Origin of the sequence: Marinifilum caeruleilacunae (assembly GCF_013141825.1) — a bacterium.
Taxonomy (GTDB): Bacteria; Bacteroidota; Bacteroidia; order Bacteroidales; family Marinifilaceae; genus Marinifilum; species Marinifilum caeruleilacunae.
Map to the genome: position 1 here is coordinate 26597 of NZ_RZNH01000038.1, position 24656 is coordinate 51252.

At 38.5% G+C, this 24656-nt stretch carries 23 protein-coding genes and 1 tRNA gene; 5 read left to right on the plus strand and 19 right to left on the minus strand.

Annotated features, from left to right (window positions below):
- Window positions 1-268 precede the first annotated feature (268 nt).
- From rnc to ELS83_RS17890, 3 genes are read right to left on the minus strand one after another with little or no spacing between them, the layout of a single operon-like run.
- The gene (gene rnc / locus ELS83_RS17880) at window positions 269-1009 is read right to left on the minus strand and encodes a ribonuclease III (RefSeq protein ID WP_171596913.1); all 741 of its coding nucleotides are present in this window, start codon (window positions 1007-1009) and stop codon (window positions 269-271) included.
- Window positions 1010-1012: 3 nt separating this feature from the next.
- Entirely contained in the window at window positions 1013-2266 is a 1254-nt protein-coding gene (gene fabF, locus ELS83_RS17885; RefSeq protein WP_171596914.1) for a beta-ketoacyl-ACP synthase II, read from the minus strand.
- A 21-nt stretch (window positions 2267-2287) separates the two neighbouring features.
- Window positions 2288-2524 carry an acyl carrier protein gene (locus ELS83_RS17890; RefSeq protein ID WP_054718918.1) on the minus strand — a complete coding sequence of 79 codons (237 nt, stop codon included), beginning with the start codon at window positions 2522-2524 and terminating at the stop codon, window positions 2288-2290.
- A 197-nt stretch (window positions 2525-2721) separates the two neighbouring features.
- Here ELS83_RS17890 and purN point away from each other — a divergent pair, with 197 nt between their 5' ends.
- Window positions 2722-3282: a phosphoribosylglycinamide formyltransferase gene (purN, locus tag ELS83_RS17895; protein WP_171596915.1), complete on the plus strand. Its 561-nt coding sequence runs from the start codon at window positions 2722-2724 to the stop codon at window positions 3280-3282.
- Window positions 3283-3304: 22 nt separating this feature from the next.
- Here the strand turns inward: purN and ELS83_RS17900 are convergent, their stop codons facing one another.
- The 4 genes from ELS83_RS17900 to leuS form a co-directional block, all read right to left on the minus strand.
- A complete protein-coding gene (locus ELS83_RS17900) occupies window positions 3305-4615 on the minus strand; it encodes a M23 family metallopeptidase (RefSeq protein WP_171596916.1) in 1311 nt (436 codons plus the stop codon).
- 116 nt (window positions 4616-4731) lie between these two features.
- The gene (locus tag ELS83_RS17905; protein WP_171596917.1) at window positions 4732-5598 is read right to left on the minus strand and encodes a YitT family protein; all 867 of its coding nucleotides are present in this window, start codon (window positions 5596-5598) and stop codon (window positions 4732-4734) included.
- A 10-nt stretch (window positions 5599-5608) separates the two neighbouring features.
- The gene (locus tag ELS83_RS17910; RefSeq protein WP_171596918.1) at window positions 5609-6469 is read right to left on the minus strand and encodes a YitT family protein; all 861 of its coding nucleotides are present in this window, start codon (window positions 6467-6469) and stop codon (window positions 5609-5611) included.
- A gap of 90 nt (window positions 6470-6559) precedes the next feature.
- The gene (gene leuS, locus ELS83_RS17915) at window positions 6560-9319 is read right to left on the minus strand and encodes a leucine--tRNA ligase (protein WP_171596919.1); all 2760 of its coding nucleotides are present in this window, start codon (window positions 9317-9319) and stop codon (window positions 6560-6562) included.
- Between the two features lie 212 nt (window positions 9320-9531).
- Here leuS and ELS83_RS17920 point away from each other — a divergent pair.
- Window positions 9532-9605: transfer RNA gene (locus tag ELS83_RS17920), tRNA-Arg, on the plus strand.
- Window positions 9606-9755: 150 nt separating this feature from the next.
- Here ELS83_RS17920 and ELS83_RS17925 read toward each other — a convergent pair.
- From ELS83_RS17925 to ELS83_RS17970, 10 genes are all read right to left on the minus strand, one after another.
- Complete coding sequence (locus tag ELS83_RS17925; RefSeq protein ID WP_171596920.1) at window positions 9756-10229, minus strand: ExbD/TolR family protein; 474 nt, start codon at window positions 10227-10229, stop codon at window positions 9756-9758.
- Window positions 10229-10807, minus strand: coding sequence for an ExbD/TolR family protein (locus ELS83_RS17930; protein ID WP_171596921.1), 579 nt, complete (start codon window positions 10805-10807; stop codon window positions 10229-10231). Before ELS83_RS17930 ends, ELS83_RS17925 begins: the two co-directional genes overlap by 1 nt.
- A gap of 44 nt (window positions 10808-10851) precedes the next feature.
- Complete coding sequence (locus ELS83_RS17935; RefSeq protein WP_171596922.1) at window positions 10852-11301, minus strand: hypothetical protein; 450 nt, start codon at window positions 11299-11301, stop codon at window positions 10852-10854.
- A gap of 9 nt (window positions 11302-11310) precedes the next feature.
- Window positions 11311-12111 (minus strand): MotA/TolQ/ExbB proton channel family protein, encoded by an 801-nt coding sequence (locus ELS83_RS17940; RefSeq protein ID WP_171596923.1) that lies wholly within the window; start codon window positions 12109-12111, stop codon window positions 11311-11313.
- Window positions 12112-12325: 214 nt separating this feature from the next.
- On the minus strand, window positions 12326-13360 hold the full coding sequence (locus tag ELS83_RS17945; protein ID WP_171596924.1) for an asparaginase: 1035 nt from the start codon (window positions 13358-13360) through the stop codon (window positions 12326-12328).
- Window positions 13361-13371: 11 nt separating this feature from the next.
- Entirely contained in the window at window positions 13372-14139 is a 768-nt protein-coding gene (locus ELS83_RS17950; RefSeq protein WP_171596926.1) for a TatD family hydrolase, read from the minus strand.
- A gap of 440 nt (window positions 14140-14579) precedes the next feature.
- Window positions 14580-15914: an NADP-specific glutamate dehydrogenase gene (gene gdhA / locus ELS83_RS17955; RefSeq protein WP_171596927.1), complete on the minus strand. Its 1335-nt coding sequence runs from the start codon at window positions 15912-15914 to the stop codon at window positions 14580-14582.
- Window positions 15915-16118: 204 nt separating this feature from the next.
- The gene (dprA, locus tag ELS83_RS17960; protein ID WP_171596928.1) at window positions 16119-17225 is read right to left on the minus strand and encodes a DNA-processing protein DprA; all 1107 of its coding nucleotides are present in this window, start codon (window positions 17223-17225) and stop codon (window positions 16119-16121) included.
- Window positions 17226-17274: 49 nt separating this feature from the next.
- On the minus strand, window positions 17275-17865 hold the full coding sequence (locus tag ELS83_RS17965) for an outer membrane beta-barrel protein (protein ID WP_171596929.1): 591 nt from the start codon (window positions 17863-17865) through the stop codon (window positions 17275-17277).
- A 130-nt stretch (window positions 17866-17995) separates the two neighbouring features.
- A complete protein-coding gene (locus tag ELS83_RS17970) occupies window positions 17996-18457 on the minus strand; it encodes a hypothetical protein (RefSeq protein ID WP_171596930.1) in 462 nt (153 codons plus the stop codon).
- A gap of 318 nt (window positions 18458-18775) precedes the next feature.
- Between ELS83_RS17970 and ELS83_RS17975 the strand changes: the two genes are divergently transcribed.
- Both ELS83_RS17975 and ELS83_RS17980 read left to right on the plus strand, forming a co-directional pair.
- A complete protein-coding gene (locus tag ELS83_RS17975) occupies window positions 18776-19306 on the plus strand; it encodes an adenine phosphoribosyltransferase (protein ID WP_171596931.1) in 531 nt (176 codons plus the stop codon).
- A gap of 81 nt (window positions 19307-19387) precedes the next feature.
- Window positions 19388-20611, plus strand: a complete 1224-nt coding sequence (locus ELS83_RS17980) for a 3-phosphoshikimate 1-carboxyvinyltransferase (RefSeq protein WP_171596932.1) — start codon at window positions 19388-19390, stop codon at window positions 20609-20611.
- A gap of 144 nt (window positions 20612-20755) precedes the next feature.
- Here the strand turns inward: ELS83_RS17980 and deoD are convergent, their stop codons facing one another.
- Window positions 20756-21472 (minus strand): purine-nucleoside phosphorylase, encoded by a 717-nt coding sequence (gene deoD / locus ELS83_RS17985; RefSeq protein WP_171596933.1) that lies wholly within the window; start codon window positions 21470-21472, stop codon window positions 20756-20758.
- A 241-nt stretch (window positions 21473-21713) separates the two neighbouring features.
- A complete protein-coding gene (locus ELS83_RS17990) occupies window positions 21714-22175 on the minus strand; it encodes a nucleoside deaminase (RefSeq protein WP_171596934.1) in 462 nt (153 codons plus the stop codon).
- Window positions 22176-22381: 206 nt separating this feature from the next.
- Between ELS83_RS17990 and aspS the strand changes: the two genes are divergently transcribed.
- Window positions 22382-24133 carry an aspartate--tRNA ligase gene (aspS, locus tag ELS83_RS17995; RefSeq protein ID WP_171596935.1) on the plus strand — a complete coding sequence of 584 codons (1752 nt, stop codon included), beginning with the start codon at window positions 22382-22384 and terminating at the stop codon, window positions 24131-24133.
- Window positions 24134-24656: the final 523 nt, after the last annotated feature.

Consider the following 24656-nt stretch of genomic DNA (forward strand, 5'->3'; position numbering starts at 1 on the left):
AAAAATCGGTATTTTAACAAATTTTTACTGAAAAGCTATTTGAGATTTATAATTTGATACTATATTTGCTATCGGAGAGCGAATCTATAAGGAACAATCTCCTTGATTAAAAATTTTGGTTAATAGTTAGATGAAAGGGCGGTTGTGGTTACCGTCCTTTTTTTTGTGCCTCTAAGTCACCAAAATTATCTTCGAATTGCATATAGCAAGCCCAGTTCAGGTTTGTTCAAACCTAAATCATACGGTGTAATTAATAAAACAATTGAAATTAGGAAGCCAGCTCTTTCTGGTTGATTCTTTTTAGCGCCTCACGTGCTGCTTTCTGTTGTGCTTCTTTTTTGGAAGTACCAATTCCCTTACCCATTTTTACCTCTTCAACTTCTACTTCAGAAATAAACAAAGGCAAACGCAATGCTTTGTCAACACCATCCTCCTGTGTGTCAAAATAAACATCTTTTTTGTTCTTTTGAGCCCACTCAATAAGTTTACTCTTGAAATTGGTTTCAACAGTTACTACTTCTTCAAGGTTAATGTATTTCTTAAAGATTTTATCTTCGATAAAAATGCGTGTTTTCAGGTAACCCTGGTCAAGATAAATTGCTCCGATTAAGGCTTCGAAAGCATCTCCGTAAATATGTTTGTTGTTGTTCATATTTACATTGGACACCACATGTTGATCCAGGCCTAACTTCAGCGCAAGCTTGTTTAAGGATTCCCTGCTCACAATTTTAGAGCGGATTTGTGTTAAAAATCCTTCATCTTTATTTGGGAAGTACTTGTATAAGATATCGGCAATTACGGCACCAAGAATTGCGTCGCCAAGGTATTCCAGGCGCTCATTATTCATATTGTAACCGTCTTTTGGGATACTAGCCGATTTGTGTATGAAAGCCAGTTCATACAAGTCGGGTTTATTGGGATAAAACCCTAAAAAATCAAATAACAATCCATAAAACTCCCTTCTAGGAAAGAAAAAAAGTTTTATGGATTGAATAATAGACTTAATCACAAATTATTTACTGAATGATTTGAAAATTACGGATGCATTGTGTCCGCCAAAACCAAAAGTATTACTCAAAGCAGCTCTGATTTCGCGCTTTTGAGCTTTGTGAAGTGTAAGGTTTAGTTTCTCATCGATTTCCGGATCCTGCTCCTTGTGATTGATGGTAGGAGGAACTGTTTGGTTGTTGATTGCTAAGATACTAGCAATTGCTTCAACAGATCCAGCAGCACCTAACAAGTGTCCTGTCATCGATTTTGTAGAACTAATGTTTAAATTATATGCATGCTCGCCGAAAACAGATTGTACCGCCTTAGTCTCAGGAATATCACCAACTGGAGTTGATGTTCCGTGAACGTTAATATAGTCGACATCTTCTGGTTTCAAGTTTGCGTCATTCAAAGCCATTGTCATTGAGTTAATGGCTCCTCTACCTTCTGGGTGAGTTGCAGTAAGGTGATAAGCATCACCGGACATTCCTCCACCAACGACTTCAGCATAAATTTTTGCTCCACGTGCCTTAGCGTGTTCGTATTCTTCAAGAATTAAACAGCCTGCTCCTTCACCCATAACGAAACCGTCACGAGATTTACAGAAAGGACGAGATGCAGTTGCATACTCTTCGTTGTTGGTAGACAATGCCTGCATTGAATTAAAACCACCTAATCCTGCTTCATTAACTGATGCTTCAGATCCACCCGTGATAAAGATATCAGCTTTACCAAGACGGATGTAATTCATCGCATCAATAATAGCGTGTGAAGAGGAGGCGCATGCAGAAACTGTACCGTAGTTTGGTCCTTGGAATCCATACTTCATCGAAATATGGCCGGCAGCAATATCCGAAATCATCTTAGGAATGAAAAACGGAGAGAAACGAGGAGTTCCATCCCCGTTTGCATATCCTTTAACTTCATCTAAGAAAGTTTTAATACCGCCGATACCAGAACCCCAGATTACTCCGGCTTTTGTTAAATCTTCCGACTCAAGATTTAAATCGCAATCAGCCATAGCTTCTTTAACAGCTACTAGTGCATACTGAGTGTATAAATCCAGTTTGCGAACCTCTTTGCGATCGAAATGCTCTTTAGCATCGAAATTTTTAACCTCGCAGGCGAACTGAGTCTTGAATTTCGAAGCATCGAAATGAGTGATCATTCCGGCACCGCTTACTCCATTCTCCAAATTCTCCCAATATTCGGCAATACTATTACCGATTGGGTTAATTGTTCCGAGCCCAGTTACTACTACTCTTCTAAATTCCATAAAAAAGGGTCTGGTTAATAATTACTTAGCGTTTTCTTCGATGTAAGAAACAGCGTCACCTACTGTACCGATGTTTTCTGCTTGATCATCTGGAATAGCGATGTTAAATTCTTTCTCGAATTCCATGATTAGCTCAACTGTATCCAATGAGTCAGCTCCTAGATCGTTAGTGAAGCTAGCTTCTGGAGTTACTTCAGTTTCGTCTACACCCAACTTATCAACAATGATAGCTTTTACTCTAGATGCAATATCAGACATAACTTTAAAATTTAAATGATTAATATTAAACTAATTAATTTTCAACTGTGCAAAGAAATAAATTTACTTGAAATAATTCAAATCTTTTTCACAAAGTTGGGGACAAATGTAATTCTTTTTCCTTTTCCAGCGAAATTATTTTACATCCAATGCCTTTTATATACCTTTGGGTACACAAAATAAACAACTAAACTACCATGAATAGAATTGCCGTATTTGCTTCGGGATCAGGAACTAATGCTGAAAATATTGCCTTATATTTTAAAGAGAAAACAGATGTTGAGATTGTTTGTTTTCTTACAAATAATTCCGATGCTTATGTGATAAAAAGAGCTGAAAAATTGCAAATTCCTTCTTTTATTTTCTCAAAAAAGGACTTTAAGGAATCAAATATTGTGATTGATTACCTTAAAGAAATGAAAGTTGACTTTGTGGTGCTTGCCGGATTTTTATGGTTATTACCTGAAAATTTAATTCAAATGTTCCCCAATCGTATTGTGAATATTCATCCTGCTTTATTGCCAAAATACGGAGGGAAAGGAATGTATGGAATGAATGTACACAAGGCTGTTGTTGCCAACCAGGAGAAGGAATCGGGGATTACCATTCATATGGTAAGCGAAAAATACGATGAGGGCGAAATTGTTTTCCAGGCCAAATGTGCATTGGAAAGTTCGGATACTCCCGAAGATGTAGCTCAGAAAATTCACAAACTGGAATATGAGCACTTCCCTAAAGTAATAGAGCAACTACTTTAAAGTAATTGCTCCATTTTATTTTTTATTGAATTGCCAGATTGTTGGTAACTGAATCCTGTAGGAATTGTTCAGGAATATCATCGAATCCCTTTAATTCCAGCATCAATTTGTTTTTTAGTGTTTCAAATTGAGCCCTGTTTTCCTCTTTTACCGGTGCAACTGGTGGCGATTTCATTCTTAATGGATTAATTGGCGATCCATTTTTATGAACCCTAAAGTCAAGATGTGGACCGGTTGAAAGTCCTGATGAACCTACGTATCCAATGGTTTGGCCTTGTTTTACTCTTACTCCCGATTTCATTCCTTTTGCAAATCGTGATAAATGCATGTAGGTGGTTGTGTAAACACTGTTGTGCTTGATTTTAAGGTAACGGCCACCACCATTTTTCTGGTATCCTTTTTTAATGATAAGACCATCGCCAATGGTGTGAACAGGAGTTCCGGTTGGCGCTGCATAATCGATACCATGATGCGCCCTGTATCTTTTTAATACCGGGTGAAAACGTCGGTTCGAAAATCTTGAACTAATTCTGGAATAACGCAAAGGTGCTTTTAGAAATGCTTTTTGCAGACTTTTTCCTTCTTCATCGAAAAAGCCATCCTTTTCGCCTTCGCTAAAGGCAAATGCATAATTGTCCGATTTGTGGTGAATAAAATTTGCCGCAATTACTGTGATGTCATGAATGGGTTCATCATCTACGAACGCTTCTTCATAAATAATATTGAATTCGTCGCCTTTCCCAATGCCAAAGAAATCGATGGTCCAGGCGTAAATTTCCGACAATTCGATAGACAAGACCGGATCGGCTTTGGCCTCAACCATGGCATTCCACAGCGAGCTTTCTATGGTGCCTTTAATTTGCTTGCGTTTGTAAACGATTTCCTTTTCTCCTTTGTAAACATGAAGAGTATCGCGCAAATCGAATACGATATATTCTACAGGTGTATTTTCGTAAATGAAATACTCCGGTGTTTGTAAACTGTCTTTGGTAAAAAGTACCGAGTATTCGCGTCCCGATTTAATTCTGCGAACATTGAATACTTTTTTTGCCTTTTTTGCGATTTTATCGATGGCAGCAAAAGAAACATCGTACTGTCTTAAAATGGTAGAGAGACTTTGGTTTCTTTTTACTTTGCTTTCTTCAACATCAAACTCATCAATTGGAAAGCCGTATTTCATATTAACAGGAACCAATTCGGTGGAATCAATTGCCTGGTGACTTTCCGATTTTACCTCTTCGGGAACATCAGACTTGAATTTTTTAAATAAGATTAGACCTGCTAATACGGCACCTGCAATAAGAAGTGTTTTATAGTTGAAGAACTTTTTCATCTTGGCTTTTTTGAATTCGAGCCTAAAGGTATAACTATTTTTATAGTCATACAACTGAAAGAGGCGATCAATTCTACTATTTAAGCTTTTTTAATAATTAAAATTTAGGCTGATTGTTAAGATTTGATTTTATCAAAGCCTTGCCCGTAAACACCCATCACACTTCCAAGGGAAATAAATGCATCAGGATCTACAAGTTTGATCATTTTTAAGATGGATTGCGAATCGCGCTTTTTAGCCAATACCATCAGAATTTTTACATCTTCCTTGCTGTATCCACCAGTTGCATTAATAATGGTAAGGCCTTGATCCAAACCATGAATTACTTCTTTGCGAATCAATTCAGGTTTCTGGGTAAAAATAACAATCTGAACTGACTGCTTGCTTCCTTCAATAATCATGTCCACACAATATGCACTCACCCCCATGGTAACAAAACCATAAACTACCTGCTCTATCGATTGTTCCAAAAAGTAAGAAGAGGAGATAATAATCACATCAATGGTGAGAAGCAACTGACCAGGACTGTAGTTTTTGTATTTGTTGATCATCATGGCCAGAATATCTGTTCCGCCTGTACTCCCACCACGCGATAAAATCATTCCGGCACCTGCTCCAGCCATAATTCCACCAATAATGGCACACATAAACCGATCGGAAACTAAGGGTTCGGTAATAATAGACTGGAACAACCAAAGGAAAAAAGAGATGACAGTAATGCCATACAGAGTTTTGATTCCAAAAGAGAAACCAAGAACACGCAAGGATACCAGCAAGAAAACCGTATTGATTAAAAATACACTGTAACCTACCTTAATTCCCGTCACGAAATAAATCATGGTAGCAATACCACTTACTCCCGAACCTACAATCCCTGCCGGGATAATAAAACCGGTCCAGGCCAATGCACCAATTAGCAATCCTACCGTAATAATAAAATAGGTACGAATGTTTTCTGATAAACTGATTTTTTGATTCGCCATTTTCTCTGTTTTACGCTCTAATTTCTTCAAAACCCAATCCGTAAACACCCATTACACTTCCCATGGAGATAAATGCTTTCGGATCTACTTCTTTAATTACCTTGAATACATGCTGTGTTTCATGTTTTCGAACAACAATCATCAACATTTTGGTTTCTTCGCGGGTATACCAACCAGTGGTATGTACCATGGTAAGTCCGCGACCGGTTACTTCGCTCAATTTCTCAGCAACATCTTCATGTTGTTGGGATATGATAAAAAGTTGAGCCGATTGCTTTGAACCGGAAATCATCATGTCGATGGTATAAGCAGCAATTGCCATTTCAACATACCCATAAACGATGGTTGAAATGTCTTTAAATATAAAATACGACGATGCAATAATGAAAATATCGATGTAAAGAATAATTCTACCCGGGCCAACGTTTTTGTATTTGTTGATCATCATGGCAACAATATCCGTACCTCCTGTACTTCCACCTTGCGTGATCGTGATGCCAACACCAACACCAGCCAGAATACCACCAATGATACTGGCCATAAATTTATCGTCGACTAAAGGCTCGGTAATCCAACGTTGCTGTAATGCTAAGAGAACCGAGCCTACAACAATGGCAAATATGGTTTTGATTCCAAACCTACTTCCCAAAATACGGAGTGCAATTAATATCAAAACCGAATTAATGGCAAAAAATGAATAACCTACAGGGATTGCTTTTCCTGTGGCATAATAAATAATGGTACCAATACCTCCAACGCCTCCTGCTACAATCTCAGAAGGAATAAGAAAAGCTGTCCATCCAAAGCTGTAGATGAACAATCCCAAAGTAATAATCGCGTACGATTTTATTTCAGAAATTGATATTTTCATTGATGTGTTAGTGTTTAGATGTAAGAAAAAAGGCCTCATTTTACCAAGAAAACGAAGCCTTTTGTGTTATTTAAACTATTTGTTTTCTGCTTATACTACTATGTTGATGATCTTTTTAGGAACAATAATCACTTTCTTAGGTGTTTTCCCATCAATCCATTTTTGAGCTTGTTCACAATTTAGAACTTCCTGTTCAATCTCATCCTTACTCATACTTAATGATAACTCTAACTTAAACCTCATTTTACCATTAAATGATACTGGGTATGAATGTGTGTCTTCTGCTACAAAACTTTCATTAAACTCAGGAAAACTTGCTTTGGTAATACTCTCGCTATTTCCACACAGACTCCAAAGTTCTTCAGAAATGTGAGGAGCGAAAGGAGCCAATAGTTTCAGAAAGTCTTCCAATACCGACTTGTTGTTACACTTTAAGCTGCTTAATTCGTTCACACAAATCATGAAAGCCGAAATGGATGTGTTGAAAGAGAATCTCTCAATATCATCCTGGATTTTCTTAATGGTTTTGTGAAGCACTTTCAATTCATCTTTGCTTGCATCTGCTTCAGAAACTTCGAATGTTTCACCATTGTGGAACAATCTCCATAATTTCTTCAGGAATTTGTGTACACCATCGATACCATTTGTATCCCAAGGCTTGTGAGCTTCCAATGGTCCAAGGAACATTTCGTACAAACGAAGTGTATCAGCACCATATTCTTCTACAATTACATCAGGATTCACAACGTTGAACATCGACTTCGACATTTTTTCAACGGCCCATCCGCAAATGTATTTGTCATCTTCAAGAATGAATTCTGCATCCTTAAATTCAGGTCTCCATGCCTTGAAAGCTTCTGTATCCAATACGTCGTTTTTCACGATGTTTACATCTACGTGAATTGCTGTTGTATCGTACTCTTTTCTTAAACCGTAAGAAACAAATTTATTGCTGTTCTTTACCCTGTATACAAAGTTCGAACGACCTTGAATCATTCCCTGGTTAATCAACTTCTTGAATGGCTCATCCTTACATACTTCGTTGATATCGAACAAGAATTTGTTCCAAAAACGAGAGTAGATCAAGTGACCCGTCGCATGTTCGGTACCACCAATATACAAGTCAACATCCTGCCAGTATTCGTTTGCTTCTTTCGATACCAATGCATTGTTGTTGCGTGGATCCATATAGCGTAGGTAATAAGCCGATGATCCGGCAAAACCTGGCATGGTGTTCAATTCAATTTGGTGACCTTCTGCTGTGGTCCAGTCTTTAGCACGTCCCAAAGGTGGTTCTCCACTTTCGGTTGGTAAATATTTATCGATTTCTGGCAATTCCAAAGGCAAGTGATCCATCTCCATCATGTATGGCATGTTCTCTTTGAAATAAACTGGGAATGGTTCTCCCCAATAGCGCTGACGAGAGAAGATTGCATCTCTCAATCGATAGTTGATTTTTTTCTTTCCTAAGCCTCTTGCTTCAACCTCTTCGTTGGCTTTTACAATGGCATCTTTCACATCTAATCCGTTTAGGAAATCCGAGTTCATCGATTTTCCTTCTTTGGCATCGTATGATTCCTCAGAAATATCGCCACCAGAAACCACCTGGATAATTGGCAATTCGAAATGCTTCGCAAATGCATAGTCGCGGCTATCGTGAGCTGGTACGGCCATAATTGCACCAGTTCCATATCCTGCCAATACATAATCGCTTACCCAGATTGGAATTTCTTCTCCTGTGAAAGGGTGAACTGCATAAGCTCCCGTGAATTCACCACTAACGGTTTTCACATCGGCCAAACGTTCTCTTTCAGTTCTTTTCTTGGTAGCTTCGATGTAAGCATCTACTTTTTCTCTGCACTCCGGGGTGGTTAAGGTATCCACCAATTCACTTTCCGGTGCCAATACCATGAAGGTAACACCGAAAATGGTATCAGGACGTGTGGTGAAGATTTCCATCTTGATGTCTGAATCTTTCACGCCGAAGTTTACTTCAGCACCGACAGAACGACCAATCCAGTTTTTCTGAATTTCTTTTAATGAATCGGTCCATTCCAAATTGTCAAGACCATCCAATAATCTTTTTGCATAAGCAGATACACGAAGAGACCACTGACGCATTTTCTTTTGAACAACAGGGTGACCTCCACGTTCAGAGAATCCATCTTTTACCTCGTCGTTGGCCAACACGGTTCCCAATTCAGGACACCAGTTTACCATGGTATCGGCCAAATAAGCCAATCGATAGTTCAAAAGAATTTCCTGTTGTGCTGTATTCGATAAAGCTTTCCATTCTTCTGCAGTGAAAATTTCAGTTTCTGAGCAAGCTGCATTTACGTTTGCATTTCCTTCAGCCTCGAATTTTTCTACCAATGCCGAAATTGATTCAGCTTTTTCTGTTTCGTTATTGAAATAGTGGTTGAACATTTGAATGAATGCCCACTGTGTCCACTTGTAATATTCAGGGTCGCAAGTGCGAACTTCTCTGTCCCAATCGTAAGAGAATCCAATTTTATCTAATTGCTCTCTGTATCGTGTAATGTTTTGCTCAGTTGTAATCGCAGGATGCTGCCCGGTCTGAATCGCATACTGCTCAGCCGGCAAACCATATGCATCATATCCCATTGGGTGGAGTACATTAAAGCCTTTGAGGGTTTTGTAACGGGAATAGATATCAGATGCGATGTATCCGAGTGGGTGACCAACATGTAATCCCGCTCCTGATGGGTATGGGAACATATCAAGCACATAAAATTTTGGCTTGTCTGCATCGACATCCACCTTATAGGTTTTATTGTCGTTCCAGTACTTCTGCCATTTTTGTTCTATTTCTTTAAATGTGTACTCCATTGTAATATTTTAATAAAATATGATTACCTCAATGTATTTAGTCCGCAAAATTAGTAAAAGTTTAGAAATAAAAGCGGTGTTTTTGAGTGAACTCAGATTATTATTAAAAATTGGTTAGTAGTACATTAGGAGAGTTCGTGAAAATCAATTTTATATTGTGCAATGGAGTAGGAATGGAGAACAAAATAATTTTTTAAATTTGTGCTCATAATGGTCCCGTAGTTCAGCTGAATAGAACGTCAGATTCCGGTTCTGAAGGTCGTGGGTTTGAATCCCGCCGGGATCACTAAAGGTCTGGAAGTTATTCCGGGCCTTTTTTGTTTAAAGTCGAATCGTCTAAAGGTCTAAAGGTCTAAAAGTCTAAAGGTCGGCGAATAAAGGCATAAAAAAAAAGGAGCCCTAAAGGACTCCTTTTTATATCTTAAGCTCGAAAATTTTAGTTTTCTTCTGCGCCTTGTAATGCTGAGTAGTTCAGCTTCAAAGCACTTGCTTTTCTTAGCTCTTGTTTAATGTCAACAATGATACCCATTTTAGTGTATCTGTCAACTTTAAGAGAAGTTGTCAACTTGTTACGTAACTCTTCTTTTCTTGCTTCTCTTTCCGAAGCAATGAATTGTTGAATATCGTCAACAGTTGCAAACTGATCGTTTAGCTGGATTCTTGATTCAGAACCAAAAGTTTTTTGGAACTTTCTCAAAGGAACACCAACGTGAATGTTACTTACCAAGTCTTTTTTCTCCAACTTAGTTAGCTCCTTCGCTTGCGGCTGTACATAGCTTACGTTCAATTCTACATCACGCATGGTAGTTGATACCATGAAGAAGAATAGAAGCATAAATACAATATCAGGAAGGGATGCCGTTGAAATTGCAGGAAGTTCTTTCCCACCGTCTTTTCTAAATTTTGACATTATCTTTTCCCTCCTACGTTTTTAGGTTCAGCCTCAGAAATCGCCATAGGAACATATTTCTTCACAGCATCTTGTTGATCATCATCCAACTCGCTGTATTTCTTGCTCCATTTTTGCATTGCTTTTTCGTCTTTCAATTCACGAGCAGCAATTGCAAGCTCATCCTGAACTCTAATATACATTTCGTAACTCGTACCGCGGTCGTTCTGCAATGAAACCAAACCTTTCGAAACAGGAACATCTCCAAAATAAGGAACTGTTTTAATTTGTTTCTCAGGAAGATTTTCATCGTTGTTTGGATTCAAGATAAACTCTTTGGTTTTTTCACGCAATTGTGAAATATCAAGTAGTTCACCATTCACCAACAACTCGTCGTTACGGTTCACCAATATCGCTAAAACATTACGTTTCTTAACCTTAACATCATCCTCAACTTGATCTTTTTCTGGGATAGGAGGTAACTTTTTATAGATACCAGTATCCACATCCATCGTAGTTGATACTAGGAAGAAAATAAGCAACAAGAATGCAATATCGGCCATCGAACTTGAGTTAATCTCTGGTGTTTTTCTTGCCATAATAAAGGTATTGCGATCCGAATCCGTAAATCCGGATCATATTCTTAACGTAATCTTCTAATAATTTCAGTTGCTACAATTGCAAGAACCGTGCCAACACCTAAAATGTACATGGTGTATAAAACTGTATCTGCAAACTGTAGTGAAGCAGGGTTATTGTCAGTTCCTGTGTAACCAGGTAAATCTAACAATGTAGCATCAGACATGCTGTATGATACTAGAACAACTAATCCTAGCAATACCAATCCCATCAAACCTTTAACAGCACCCTTAGGGTTAGTTACCAATTGAATAATTGGGAAAAGGATTGATAAACCTGCAGTTGCGAAGCAAAGAATCTTCGCCCAGTTGATCAAAAGATCACTGTATACAGGAGTTGGATACGCCTGATTTGGGATTTCTCCACCAAAGTAAAACATGGCCACAAATACGGCAGTAAGACCAAGCATTACAATGGTAAGAATATTTAAATATTTACTCAATGTATTTGACATAGTCTATAATTATTTTTTCATGTTGTACTTTACAAGGATATCAAGAAGAGAGATAGAAGCATCTTCCATGTTGTTTACGATACTGTCAATTTTAGCAGTACAGTAGTTATAGAATACCTGTAGGATCATAGCTACGATCAAACCAGATACAGTTGTAATCAAGGCTACTTTAATACCACCTGCTACAGCTGCTGGAGAAATAGTACCCATAGACTGAATCGAGTCAAATGCACCGATCATACCGATTACTGTACCCATAAATCCTAACATAGGAGCCAAACCAATCATCAAAGAAATCCAAGAAAGACCTTTTTCTAAAAGACCCATTTGAACAGATCCGTAAGAAACAACTGATTTTTCTACTACTTCGATACCTTCATCAATACGGTCAAGACCTTGGTAGAAAATGCTAGCGATAGGACCGCGAGTATTTCTACATACTTCTTTAGCTGCTTCAACACCACCGTTGTTTAATGCATCCTCAAGGTTAGCAATTAATTTCTTAGTGTTTGTAGTTGAAAGGTTCAAGTAAATGATTCTTTCAATAGACAAAGCAAGACCTAAGATAAGAGCTAACAATACGAAGCTCATAAACATTGCACCACCTTGGATGAATTGCTTCTTAACAACTTTGTGGAAAGATGTGCTTTCGATAGCTTCTTCTTCCATAACTGGAGCTGCAGGCTCTTCAACAGTAGTTTCTTCTGCAACCTGAGTTGTATCTACGGTAGTTTCTGCTGTCTCGTCCTGAGCAACTACATTGAATGATAGCATCCCGATAACTGCTATAAATGCAAATAACTTTTTCATAGTCTGTTTTTCAAATTTTAATTAACGAAATTATTTTTTACAAAATTAAACGATTGCGATCTCATAAACAACTAATTTCTTAGTTGTTTGTATATTATTCTTTAAAACTATTCTGTTTTCAATGCTTTCAAAGGCCCCTGTTTTGGGATTTATGTAATATAGAAAGCTTTAAACAGTGCACCAAATTACAAAAAAAATGTGAAAAACAAATATTCTACTGGCTTAATTCGCCCTTTAAAGATTTATTTAAAAGCAATTTGGTTTGTTCTATGTTTAACTTCTTGCCCAGGATGAACATGAGTTTGCTGATTGCAGCCTCAGTGGTGATGTCGTGACCACTGACTACTCCTGCGTTAAGAAGCTCTAAACTTGTCTCATACAGCCCCATTTCTACGCTTCCTGCAGCGCATTGGGTAATGTTGTATACAATGATGCCTTTATCGATGGCAGTTTTAATGGAGTCGATAAACCATTTGTCGGTAGGAGCATTTCCTGCGCCATAAGTTTCCATTACAACTCCTTTTAATCCATCAATATTTAAAATGGAATCTACTACCTGTTTTGTAATTCCAGGGAATATTTTTAAAATGGCAATATTGGTATCAAAATCGGTACTTATTTCCAAATCCTGCGGATGGCTCGGGTAATGGATGGCCGAATAATTGTAATTAATATTGATTCCGATTTTTGCCAAATCAGGATAATTGTACGAATAGAATGCATTAAAGTGTTCTGCATTGTGTTTTGTGGTACGATTGCCTCTGAACAACTGGTTCTCGAATACTATACAAACTTCGGGTACCATGGCCTGGCCATTTTTATAGGCAGCAGCAATTTCGATGGCGGTAATTAAATTTTCTTTTCCATCGGTGCGCAAGGTTCCGATTGGCAATTGCGAACCGGTTAAAATAACAGGCTTCTGTAAATTGTCAAGCATAAAACTTAGGGCCGATGCCGAGAATGACATGGTATCGGTTCCGTGCAGTACGACAAATCCATCATACTTTTGGTAATTTTCTTTGATCAGTTCTGCAATTTTAACCCATACTTCAGGATTTAAATTTGAAGAATCGATTAAAGGATCAAAAGCAATGGAGGTAAGTTCGTACCCGAATTCTTTCAATTCAGGAACTTGCTTTAAAATGTGGTCGAAGTCGAATGGAATTAATGAACCTGTTTCAGGATCATTCACCATTCCAATGGTTCCACCTGTATATAGTATTAGTATAGAAGTTTGTTTTTTGTCCATGGGTAATCGTGTTATAGTTTGAACAAATTTCTAGCATTTCGGCTAGTGATTTCAGCTACCTTACTGATATCGGTCTGATAAATTTCGGCAATTTTATTGGCTGTATATCTCACATAGGAGCTTTCGTTTCTTTTTCCTCTTTTTGGAACCGGAGCCAGGTAAGGTGCGTCGGTTTCCAACATGAGCTTTTCGGGTGGAACCTGGGCAACAGTTTTATCTAAGCCCGAGTTTTTAAATGTAACAATGCCATTAATTCCAAGTAAGAAACCCAATTCGATTGCTTTATTGGCCTGCTCAATATTTCCTGAAAAGCTATGGAATACTCCCTTTAATTGTGAATCCTTGTAATTATCCAGGATTTCGAAAATTTCATCGAAAGATTCCCTGGAATGAATCACAATTGGCAAATTGTATTGCAGTGCCCAATTGATTTGGGTATCGAACGCAATTTGCTGTTCCTTTACGAAGCTTTTGTCCCAATACAAATCGATGCCAATTTCTCCAACCGCACAGTATTTTTTTGATTCCAACCAATTTTTGCAAAGCGCAAGCTCCTCTTCATAGTTCTCCTTTACCGAGGTTGGGTGCAAGCCCATCATCGGAATGCAATATCCCGGAAACATCTCCTCCAATGCATGCATGGGTTCAATAGATTCGGAATCGATATTGGGAAGAAGAATTTTTTCAACTCCTGCCTCTTTCGAATTCTCAATGATCTCCTGAATGTCGCCATTGAATTCCTTGGAATAGATATGTGAATGTGTATCGATTAGATTCATGCTCTTTACTTTTTGTGCAAACTTATTGAATCGAAACTGGAATACAAAGGGAATCAAAGATTGAGTGTAGTCGAATGTTCGCGGGAGAGGGGATTTTGCTTTTTACACCTGCCAATTGGTTGAAAAAAAAGCCGGCAGAGCCGGCTTCTTTATATATGAACCTGAGATCGATTTAAAATATGTACACAGATTCTATGATTTTTTAGTAGAAATTGATTCAGATTTTTGAAGAACTATCGGGATAATTCAAAAAAATATGAAGCGATTTATGCAAAAAATCGAGAAACCTGTTAGGAAGTCATCTTCATTCAATTTTCGCTTTAAAAATTCTGCAAAATACACCAGTATTCTTTTATAATTTTTAAATCAAACCTTGAACAAATATGACTTTCTGTGTCGAATATTTTAAATCGAACTCAGGTTTTAGGCGTGATTTTGTATTATACGCAACCTTGAGCTAGCATAGCTTCAGCAACTTTAACGAATCCACCAACGTTAGCACCTTTAACGTAGTTGATGTGACCGTTTTCTTTACCGAAACGTACACAAGTATCGTGAATATCTTTCATGATACGACCCAATTTCTCATCAACTTCTTCAGCTGACCAGTTGAAACGCAATGAGTTTTGAGACATTTCCAATCCAGAAACAGCAACACCACCAGCGTTAGCAGCTTTACCAGGAGCAAATGCAGCATTTTCAACCAAGTAAGCAAGAGCTTCAGCAGTACAACCCATGTTAGAACTTTCTACCACGTATTTACAACCGTTAGCAACAAGTTGCTTAGCATCTTCTTCGTTCAACTCGTTCTGAATAGCACATGGGAAAGCGATATCACACTTAACTTCCCAAGGCTTCTTACCAGCGAAGAATTCAGCACCGAATTTTTCAGCGTAAGGAGCTACAACGTCGTTGTTTGAAGCACGAAGATCCAATAAGTACTCAATCTTCTCAGCATCTAAACCTTCTTTGTCGTATACATATCCGTCAGGACCTGATACAGTAACAACTTTAGCACCTAGCTCGTGTAATTTAAGAGCAGCACCCCAAGTTACGTTACCGAAACCTGAAAGAGCAACAGTTTTACCTTCTAAAGTTTCGTTGTTTTCTGCAACCATGTGCTGAGCAAAATAAACAGCACCGAAACCTGTAGCTTCCGGACGAATCAATGATCCACCAAACTCAAGTGGCTTACCAGTTAATACACCAGTAAATTCGTTACGGATTCTCTTGTATTGACCGAACATGTAACCGATTTCACGACCACCAACTCCAATATCACCAGCAGGTACGTCAGTGTTAGGACCAATGTGCTTACAAAGTTCAGTCATGAAGCTTTGGCAAAAACGCATGATTTCGTTATCTGATCTTCCCTTAGCGTTGAAGTCAGAACCACCTTTACCACCACCCATAGGTAGAGTAGTTAATGAGTTTTTGAAAGTTTGTTCGAAACCTAAGAATTTTAACGCACTTAAAGTTACCGAAGGGTGAAAACGTAATCCACCTTTGTATGGTCCGATAGCACTGTTAAATTCAACACGGTAACCGCGGTTGATTTCTACTTCGCCATTGTCGTTGATCCATGGTACACGGAACATGATTACGCGCTCAGGCTCACACATTTTTTCAAGAATCTTAGCAGCTTTGTACTTAGGGTTAGAATCATAAGTTTCCCATACAGTTTCTACTACTTCTTGTACTGCCTGATGGAACTCCGCTTCACCTGGAGTTGTAGCCTTAAGGCTATCCATGAATTCAATTATTTTTGCTTCCATATCCAAACTTGTTATGAAATTAAAATTGTTTGTTGTGTTTTAATTATTAGTTCTTGGTGTCAAATGTATACAAATTTTAAGAACCACAAATTAAATGCTTATTTTTTTTACAACGTTTTCGTAAATTTTAAAGTGCAGAAAATGAGGTAGATGCAAACTGAAGACTTCTGTTCTACAACATGAAGGCGTAAAAAATGACAATTTTCATGGATTTAGGGAGTAGATTTTTCCCGGATGAGAGGAAACAATGCCATCAAATTCTAATTTTAAGAGCAAACTTGACACCTTACTCATCGGGAATGAACATTCCACACAAATGATGTCGATGGATGTTTTTTCTGATTTTTTCAGAACAGCAATAATTGCCTCCTCTTCTTCGCTTAAATCAACAAAGAGTTTGGCCTGTATCCCTTGTGCTGCCTTGGGTTCATCTTCCCAACCCAAAACATAGTCGAGGTCTTTACAAGTATCCATTAGGTGTGCCTGGTTGGTCTTTATCAGGAAATTACAGCCTTCCGAAAACCTGTCGCCAGATCGCCCGGGGTAGGCAAAAACATCCCTGTTATAGGAGTTTGCAATTTCGGCAGTAAGCAGCGATCCTCCCTTTCGTGCCGATTCGATTACAATGCATGCGTCAGACATGCCTGCGATGATTCTGTTGCGACGTACAAAATTTTTGGGATCGAATTTACTTTTCGAATGAAACTCGCTGATTATGGCACCACCATTATGAATGATTTCCTCGGCGTATTTTTTGTGCTGTGCAGGATACATCTGGTGAAAACCATGCCCAACCACTGCCAGGGTGGGAAGCTGATTTTGCATAGCCGCTTTGTGTGCGCAAATGTCTATGCCATAGGCCAATCCGCTGATAATGCTTGTTTTTACCGATTTGGCCGACAAGTCTTTTACTAGCTTCAGGCATTGCTCTTTGCCGTAATCACTGGCATTTCTGGTGCCTACAATACTAATTTGTCTGCTGGCATTAAAATCTGCATTTCCTTTATAATATAGTATGCAAGGAGAATCGTAACAGTTGAGTAATCGTTGTGGATAATTTTTATCGAGGTAGAAAGCCAGTTCAATTTCGTTCTCTTCGATAAAGCGAAGCTCTTCCTCGGCATGAAGAAGAGCTGATTTTCTATCTAGTTTCTGAATAATTGCATGGCCAATTCCGGGAATTTTGGTGAGATTCTGTTTCTTTTCGCTAAAGAAAGCCTCCAAACTCCCGGTATAGGCAATGGCTTTTTTAATGGTAACCGGACCAAAGCCATTGATAAAACTTAATGCTAGTTTATAAATTTTGTCCATACATTATTATATAGGAATACAATTGTATGGAGTTGAATTTACAAAATATTTATAAAGTAAAAGTGGTTCCGATGGTTAAAAATCCGGCATTGGCCCATCCAAGCTCTGTAAACAAGCCAAACTGGTTGGAAAAATGGTAACGCGCACCCAGCACAATTCCCAGGTCGAACAACAAATCGTTGGAAGTGTTATCGGAATAAACAGGATTCGAACTCGCATCGGGCTCCAGGTTTTCAAACTTTTTGTGTTCCAGGGTTAATCCCGCTTTTACCGAAGTGTACAAGTCAACATCGTAGCCGGTAGAAATGTTCATATCGTTCAACCAATCGTTCAACTCATAGGTAAGTACACTCCCAAATCTGTAGAAATTGAAACTTGTTTCGCTGTGACCAAAATTGTACTCATGCTTCTGGCCCGCATAGCCAATATAGGCACCAATACTTAAATTATCTTTCCACTCTTTTTCAAGCTGTATTAATATGGAAGGGGAGTTGCTTTCATCTGAACCTGCAAAGTTGTGGTCAAATTTGCCATATTTCCCCAAAGGAATACCAATGTTTAATCTAAGATCCTTGTCTTGAGCAATGGTCTGCAAGGATAATGTGCATAGCAAAACTGCTATCAGAGATTTTAATTTCATCTGTTTATAATTTTCTTACTTTTTGCCAGATGGAAGTCGCAAGATCAAAATAATCATGCTCGTTTCATCTTAATCGTATTTGTTAATCGTTTGACTAACGATATAATGTATGTATTAGTGTGCGCGAGAACTATTTTTCTACGCTTGATCTCGAAAGAGAGGCGATTATTTTCTCCTTTTCGGATTTTGAAAGTGCCGACAAACAAACCGCCGGGTACTTGGCAACTCCTCTATCTGTAATTTGAAACAAGGTAAGATTTGGTTTTAAGCCAAAAGTCTTCTTTTCGATTTCGAACTTTGCCAAAGCGTTTTTCGGAATTTCTATGGATTTGAAATTATCGTGAAAAGGATGAAGCGGATAATACCTAAGAATGACTTTATCGTCGCCTTCCTTATAGATAATGTAGTTGAAGTTGAGATGCAGGCTAAAAATGATGACAGTAAAGAATACTACGCTTATAATTCCTATGGTGATAAAAGGTTTGTTAATGTTCAAATACAGAAGCAAAACAATGCTGGCCAGGTACGAAAATGTAACCAGATAATAAAAAAGTTTGATCCAGCTTGCGCGATTTTGATTGTTGATTGTCATATGCTGTAGGTGTAATTCGAATTCTAATTCAAAGGTAAGAACTAATAAATATCAGGCAAGAAGAGGAGGAAAAATATATTCAGGAATGTAGTTGATAGTGTGAAATTAAATATCTGTAAAAAGATTGAACGATTTTTTCATTTTAGCATGTTTATTTAAACGGACTTTTCTATTTTTACCCGGGATTATCCCACACTTTATCAAGTAAATATTTCGAATAATTAAGTGATGAGGGGGTGAATGTTCCACTCCTTCCGGATTGTTGCGTGTTGTCGATAATGCGGAAAAGAGCGTTTACTCTAAGAAAAATAACTAAAAATGGAAGCAAGACTTCAAGAAGCAAAAGATTCAATCAGAGATGTGATTGACTTCCCAAAGGAAGGAATCGTTTTTAAAGATATTACTACAATGTTGAAAGATGAAAAGCATTTGGCAACATTGGTAGAAACATTATACGAACAATATAAGGACAGGGGAATTACCAAAGTAGTTGGTTTGGAGAGTCGTGGTTTTATTTTGGGAACTGTATTGGCATACAAATTAAATGCTGGTTTTGTACCAATTCGTAAGCCAGGTAAGCTTCCTGCAGCCACTTATTCCGAAAAATATACCTTAGAGTATGGTACCGACGAAATTCACATCCACCAGGATGCATTGAACGAAGACGATGTGGTATTGTTGCACGACGATTTGTTGGCAACTGGTGGTACAGCAGCAGCTTCTATCAACCTGCTATCGAAATGTGGCGTGAACAAAGCTTTTGTAAATTTCCTTGTAGAGCTTGACTTCCTAAAAGGTCGCGATAAGCTAAATACCGAATTCGAAGTAGATTCTTTATTCCATTTTTAAAGTATTGTACTTTTAATGATATGTCGGCCAACAATCATTTTAATTGTTGGCCTATTTTTTTAACCAGGAAAGCAATAGAAAATGCAATACTCCATTTCTAAACCCAATAAAGTTCTGGAAGGAAAAGTTGTACTTCCATCATCGAAAAGTATTTCGAATCGAGTTCAGATTATTAATGCCTTGAGCTATAGTTTTGAGTCGATTAAAAACCTTTCGGATTGCGACGATTCGAAAGTCATGCAAAAAATCTTGTTATCGAATACCAATACTTTTGATGTTGGACATGCGGGAACAAGCATGCGTTTCCTTACGGCTTATTTGTCGAAAATTGTAGGAGAATGGACCCTAGCCGGTTCCGATCGTATGAAGGAAAGACCCATTGGTGTTTTGGTGGATGCGCTGAACTCTTTGGGCGCACAAATTTCTTACCTGGAAAAAGAGGGATATCCGCCTCTAAAGATTTTTGGTTCCAATATCACCGGTAAGGAAGTAGAGCTAAAAGGAGATACCAGCTCGCAATACATTTCGGCTCTTTTATTAATTGCACCAACATTGGAAAGTGGTTTGCGCATTAAGCTGAAGGGAGATATTGTTTCGCGTTCCTACATCGAAATGACCCTGAATATTATGGAGGAGTTTGGTGTGAAATCGGAGTTTAAAGGTCAGGAAATTTACGTTGCCAAGCAGAGCTACAACTGCATTCCGTATACGGTTGAGGGCGATTGGTCGGGTGCATCGTACTGGTGGTCGTTTATGGCCCTGGCTGCCGAAGGTAAATTGTATTTGGATGGATTGAGAAGAAGAAGTTTCCAGGGCGATTCGGGCTTGGTGCCAGTATTCGAAAAATTGGGTGTGAAAACGCAATTCTCGAAACGAGGAATGTTTATTGAGAAAAAAGAGAGCGATTGCAAAAAGTTGGTTTTTGATTTCTTGCAAATGCCCGATTTGGCTCAAACTTTTGCAGTTTGTTCCTGCCTGAAAGGAATTCCTTTCCATTTTAAAGGTTTAGAAACCCTAAAGATTAAAGAAACAGATAGAATTTATGCCTTGATTACTGAACTGGGCAAGTTGGGTTACGTGCTTCACGAACCGGCAGAAGGTGAGTTGGCCTGGGATGGTGAAAGAAAAGAGGAGGATGAGAAGATTGTGATCGAAACCTATCACGACCATAGAATGGCCATGGCATTTGCACCCGTGGCAATGCTAAGAGATGATGTTTCCATTGATGATCCGGAAGTGGTGAAAAAATCCTACCCGAATTTTTGGGAGCAGATGCAAGAATTAGGATTTACTATCAAAGAATAGTAATTAATTCAATATAAAGCTAGCCCGTGTCTGAAAAGATATGGGCTTTTTTGTGATTTTAAATTCTTGAGAGCAGGGGTAAAAAAAGAAAGAGGAGCCCCGATAGCTCCTCCATCCCGTACATAAAAATGTATCTGATCTAAATTATTGCCTAATTGCAGTTTCCAAACCAATTTCAATCATTGTATTCAATGTGGTTTGGCGCTCTTCAGCACTTGTTTCTTCGCCTGTAAGGATATGGTCGCTTACAGTCATAATAGCAAGAGCTTTAGCATTATGACGAGCAGCCAAAGTATACAAAGCAGTAGCTTCCATTTCTACAGCCAATACTCCGTAATCTGCCCAAAGTTTAAATGGTTCAGGATTGTTGTCAAGATCGTGATAGAAAACATCAGAAGTTAAAGTAGATCCAACTTTAACATTCACACCTTTTTCAACAGCAGCCTTGTGTGCATCGCTTAACAAGCCAAAATCAGCACAAGGAGCATAATCCATTCCTTTAAAAATATTCTTATTGATAGAAGAATCGGTACACGAAGTCATCGATAAAATTACATCGCGAACGTGAACATCATGGTTAAAAGAACCACAAGTACCAATTCTAATTAGGTTTTTAACACCATATTGGTTAATCAACTCATGAGTGTAGATAGAGATCGAAGGAATTCCCATTCCTGTTCCCTGAACCGATACTCTTTTCCCCTTATAAGTTCCTGTGAAACCCAACATGTTTCTTACTTTGTTGTAACAAACAACATCTTCCAGAAAGTTGTCGGCAATGTATTTTGCTCGTAATGGATCGCCTGGTAAAAGTATAGTTTCGGCAATTTCGCCCATTTTTGCTTCGTTGTGTGCACTCATGGTATATCCTCTTTTAAATATTTACTAATAAAGATAACAGTTTTCTGCATAATTATAATTACACAGTAGTAGCATTACGCTTTACTCGCTTTCTAAAAAAAGAGAATGGATTTTAAAATTGGTTGGAAGTAGTTGCTTTCAATTCTTTAGGGGCAAATTTAATTTGCCCGAAATCTTGAAATCGAGAACAAAAGTAATCTTTTTTTGTAAATGGCTTATGATCTGTTTGGATTTTTTGAACCTAATTTCTTTTTTTTGCAAAGAAACTTCTAATGAGTTCAGCACTTTCTTCTTCCAGTATTCCTGATATTACTTCGGTACGTGGATGAAGGGGAGAGGGCGAAAATCTCGAAAAACCTCTTTTTTCGTCGCCGGCTCCGTACACAATTTTGGTAATTTGCGACCATGCCAAAGCACCTGCACACATGTTGCAAGGTTCCAATGTTACATAAAGGGTGCAATCTTTTAAATATTTTCCACCCAAATAGTTGGCTGCTGCTGTAATGGCTTGCATTTCGGCATGGGCAGTTACATCGTTCAGGCGCTCGGTAAGGTTGTGCGATCGGGCAATGATTCGATTATTGCTTACAATTACAGCTCCCACAGGAATTTCGTCGGCCTCAAAGGCTTTGTAGGCCTCCTGCATGGCTTGTTTCATAAAATATTCATCAGAAAATGGTGTAATTGCATCGGTCGAATTCATAGAAAATCTTTTTTACAAATCTGTTAATGAAAGCTATTCAGTTTCACAAATTGTTAGTATTTTCGCAAAGTTAACAAAACCAGTGACAAAGAATGAACTCGATTCACGAATTGAGCACAGGATTTAAAATAACTGGTGTAGAATTTTAATGCTAAATGCTATTGGCTAAAGGCCATAAGCTAGTTTAATTCATTAATTGGTATAAGATGTACAGAACTCATACTTGCGGAGATTTAAGAATTGAGAATGTAAACGAAACGGTAACATTAAGTGGTTGGGTGCAAAAAGCACGCGATTTGGGTGGAATGACTTTCGTCGATCTTCGAGATCGTTACGGAATTACACAGTTTGTTTTCAATATGGAAACAAATGCTGAATTGTGCGAGCAAGCTCGTAAACTGGGTCGTGAATTCGTTGTTGCGATTACAGGTAAAGTTGCCGAAAGAGAAAGCAAAAACAGCAAAATAGCTACTGGTGATGTAGAAATTATCGCTGAAAAACTTGATGTGTTAAGCAAATCTGCTTTGCCTCCATTCACAATTGAAGATGATACCGATGGTGGTGATGAGTTGAGAATGAAATATCGTTACCTTGATTTGCGTCGTTCTTGCGTTCGCGAAAACCTTGTGATGCGTCATAAAATGGGTATCGAAGTTCGTAACTATCTTGACCAGTTGAACTTTATCGAAACGGAAACTCCTGTATTGATCAAGTCGACTCCAGAAGGAGCACGTGACTTTATCGTTCCATCGAGAATGAATCCGGGCGAGTTTTATGCTTTGCCACAGTCTCCACAGGTGTTTAAGCAATTGCTGATGATTTCGGGTTTCGACCGTTACTACCAGATTGTAAAATGTTTCCGCGATGAGGATTTACGTGCCGACCGTCAGCCTGAGTTTACACAGATTGACTGCGAGATGGCATTTGTAGAGCAAGACGATATCCTTGATACTTTCGAAGGATTGACCAAGCACTTGTTCAAAAAACTTAAAAATGTGGATATCGACTACAAATTCCCACGCATGGAGTATGCCGATGCAATGGAATGGTATGGTAGCGATAAACCAGATATTCGTTTCGATATGAAATTTGTAGATCTTAGTGTGATCGCAAAAGGAAACGACTTTAAAGTATTCGACGAAGCTGAATACATTGGTGCAATTTGTGCTGAAGGATGTGCAACTTACACACGTAAGCAGTTGGATAAATTAACCGACTTTGTGAAGCGTCCGCAAATTGGAGCCAAAGGTTTGGTGTATGTGAAATACAACGAAGATGGTTCATTTAAATCATCGGTAGATAAGTTTTACAGCGCCGAAGATCTTCAGAAATGGGCAGAAGCTTGTAATGCGAAGCCGGGTGATTTGATCCTTGTTTTGGTAGGTGACAAATCGGCTACTTTATCGCAGCTTTGCGAGTTGCGTTTGGAAATGGGTACTCAGTTGGGCTTACGCGATAACTCGGTATTCAAGCCAATGTGGGTTGTGAACTTCCCACTATTGGAATGGGATGAGGATTCAAAAAGATTCCACGCAATGCACCACCCATTTACTTCTCCAAAAGCGAGCGATTTCCACATGTTGGAAAGCGATCCTGGAAAAGTACGTGCCAATGCTTACGACCTTGTTATTAATGGTGTTGAAATTGGTGGTGGTTCTATTCGTATTCACGATACAGAATTGCAGGCACAAATGTTCAAGCATCTTGGATTTACCGACGAAGAAGCGCAAGCTCAGTTTGGTTTCCTAATGGATGCATTCCAGTATGGTGCGCCTCCTCATGGTGGTATTGCTTTCGGTTTCGACCGTTTGGCATCATTGTTTGCAGGAATCGAATCCATTCGCGATGTAATTGCATTCCCTAAAAACAACTCGGGACGCGATGTAATGATCGACTCACCTTCTACCATTGCCGATGAGCAAATGGTTGAGCTTGGATTGGATTATAGAAAAGAATAATTGAAAATTCAGATATTGAAAAGCCCGGTCGATTGATCGGGCTTTTTTTGTTTTTTTCTCATTTATGGAGAAAAGAAAGATTATCACTTCTGCTCAAGCCGCAAGGGCTCATACTTTTTCCATTGATGAAAAAGTAAGCAAAAAATCTAGGGCGTGTAAGTTCAAATCACTTATTCTTGAAAACTATAAGTGCGGTGGGGTGATTTTCGAAGCAAGTTCGAAACTTCCCCTCCTTACTAATAGTTTACTGCACCTAATTGCTCTGAACTTCCAATGCCCGGATGAGACTGCAAGCTTTTAAGAGACGACCTTCTCTATAAATAACATTTAATGAATCTTAGGRGATAAATTTCGAGCGGGAGGTGCCGATCGGGCGCGATGCGGGGCAGACCGATGCCATGAAAAGGCGAGCAGCATCCGATTGGCTTGATTCTTTTGTTTCTTTTCTCATCTAAGGAKAAAAGAAAGGATGCCAATAACTGCTCAAGCCGCARGGGCTCRTACTTTTTCCATTGATGAAAAA